Origin of the sequence: Pseudomonas citronellolis (assembly GCF_029335315.1) — a bacterium.
Taxonomy (GTDB): Bacteria; Pseudomonadota; Gammaproteobacteria; order Pseudomonadales; family Pseudomonadaceae; genus Pseudomonas; species Pseudomonas citronellolis_A.
In genome coordinates this window covers 1-2181 of record NZ_JARJLT010000273.1, presented here as the reverse complement: position 1 = coordinate 2181, position 2181 = coordinate 1, and the positions used below count along the sequence as shown (strand labels likewise).

At 68.1% G+C, this 2181-nt stretch carries 2 protein-coding genes; both read left to right on the top strand.

Going from position 1 to position 2181, the window contains the following annotated elements:
• Nucleotides 1-502: 502 nt before the first annotated feature.
• Complete coding sequence (locus P3W75_RS20445; RefSeq protein WP_430765395.1) at nucleotides 503-1822, top strand: ammonium transporter; 1320 nt, start codon at nucleotides 503-505, stop codon at nucleotides 1820-1822.
• 11 nt (nucleotides 1823-1833) lie between these two features.
• Nucleotides 1834-2172 carry a P-II family nitrogen regulator gene (locus tag P3W75_RS20440; RefSeq protein ID WP_276229133.1) on the top strand — a complete coding sequence of 113 codons (339 nt, stop codon included), beginning with the start codon at nucleotides 1834-1836 and terminating at the stop codon, nucleotides 2170-2172.
• Nucleotides 2173-2181 lie beyond the last annotated feature (9 nt).

Here is a 2181-nt window from a genome sequence, read left to right as displayed (position 1 = left end):
CGCCTTGCGCCGACCCACCCATCCGTCACTCCCGCGAACGCGGGGATGACGAGGGGAGGGGTGTGGGGGCCCGATGGCACCTCGCCGTTCGTAGGGCGCATAACGCCAACGGCGTTATCCGCCATCGCCAGGGCACCGGCGTTCGGGCCATCGGCGGATAACCGCGAACGGTTATGCGCCCTACGGTTTAGGCCCCGCACCGGGCCTGCCATATTGCCTGGCAGGAAATTCAAATTCGCACCAAGAAAATGCGCGCCATGCCGGCCCCGGCTTCGCGCCCTCCGCACGCCCTCCAGAACAAAGCCTTTGCACTCAAGCACATAGCAGAAATTGCCGGCCGCCAGCGAGCCTTGGCAGGCCAATTGCTATGCCTCCTGGGAAACAAACTTGCCCTACAGGAAGTCACGGGTGCCGCACCGGCCCGTTCCCGCAGGCGCCCGAACGCCGAGCCGTCCCCGCAGGGCGAGCCGGCGGATTCCCCGTCGATTGGAGGCAACAGGCAATGATCCGGTTTTCTCGAATGAAGCGCAGTACCTTGGGCCTACCCCTGCTGCTGGGCAGCGCCGCCGCCCTGGCGGACGAGGCGCCGCCGGCGATCAACAGCGGCGACACCGCCTTCGTCGCGCTCTGCTCGCTGGTGGTGCTGCTGATGACCCTGCCGGGCCTGGCGCTGTTCTACGGCGGCATGGCGCGGACCAAGAACGTGCTGTCGATCCTGATGCAGGTGTTCTGCACCGCCTCGCTGATGTCGGTGCTGTTCGCCGTCTACGGCTACAGCCTGACCTTCACCGACGGCGGCGCGCTGCAGTCGGTGGTGGGCGGCTTCGACAAGCTGTTCATGAGCGGCATCACCAAGGACTCGGTGGTCGGCACCATCCCCGAGTACCTGTACTTCCTGTTCATGCTGCTGTTCGCCGCGATCACCCCGGCGATCATCGTCGGCGCCTTCGCCGAGCGCATGAAGTTCGCCGCGGTCATGGTGTTCATGGCCGTGTGGCTGACCATCAACTACATCCCCATGGCGCACATGGCCTGGGGCGGCGGCTGGGTGTTCAACCTGGGCGTGCAGGACTTCGCCGGCGGCAACGTGGTGCACCTCAACGTCGGCATCGCCGCGCTGGTCGGCGCCTGGCTGCTCGGCCGCCGGCGCGGCTTCGGCACCGCCACCCTGGCGCCGCACAACATGACCATGACCCTCACCGGCGGCTCGCTGCTGTGGGTCGGCTGGCTGGGCTTCTGCGGCGGTTGCGCGCTGGCCGCCAGCGGCTTCGCCATGCTGGTGATGGTCAACACCATGCTCGCCAGCTGCGCCGGGGCCCTGGCCTGGATGCTGGTGGAGTGGCAGCACAAGGGCCGGCCGAGCCTGTTCGGCGCGGTATCCGGGGCCATCGCCGGGCTGGTGGCGATCACCCCGGCGTGCGGCTACGTCGGCCCGATGGGCGCCATCTTGCTCGGCCTGATCGCAGGCCCCGTGTGCGTCTGGTCGGTGGAGAAGCTCAAGCCGATGATCGGCCTGGACGACGCCTTCGACGTGTTCGGCGTGCATGGCGTGGCCGGCATCCTCGGCGGCCTGCTGACCCCGGTGTTCGCCCTCACCGCCATCGGCGGCCAGGGCTTCGCCGAGGGCCGCGAGCTGGTCGACCAGCTGCTGGTCAACGGTGGCGCGATCCTCTTCAGCATCCTCTTCTCCGGGGTCACCAGCCTGATCGCCTTCAAGGTGGCGGCGGCGCTGTGCGGCGGCCTGCGGGTGGACGAGGAAGCCGAGCAGGACGGCCTGGACCTCGCCGCCCACGGCGAAGTCGGCTACAAGTACTCGAACTGAGGAGGGCGGCCATGAAACTGATCACCGCGATCATCAAGCCGTTCCGCCTGGACGAGGTGCGCGAGGCGCTGACCGAGGCCGGCGTCAACGGCGTGACCGTCACCGAGGTCAAGGGCTACGGCCGGCAGAAGGGCCACTCGGAGATCTACCGGGGGGCCGAGTACGTGGTCGACCTGGTGCCCAAGGTCAAGCTCGAACTGGTGGTCGGCGACGCCCTCTGCCAGAGCGCCATCGACGCCATCATCAAGGCCGCCGCCACCGGCAAGATCGGTGACGGCAAGGTGTTCGTCACCGAGCTGGAAAGCATCGTGCGCATCCGCACCGGCGAGCTGGGCGAAGACGCCGTCTGAGCCCGCCGC

Bases quoted from the DNA above. Each gene is read 5' to 3' on its own strand.
- P3W75_RS20445 (WP_430765395.1), top strand. From the start codon at position 503: ATGATCCGGTTTTCTCGAATGAAGCGCAGTACCTTGGGCCTACCCCTG.
- P3W75_RS20440 (WP_276229133.1), top strand. From the start codon at position 1,834: ATGAAACTGATCACCGCGATCATCAAGCCGTTCCGCCTGGACGAGGTG.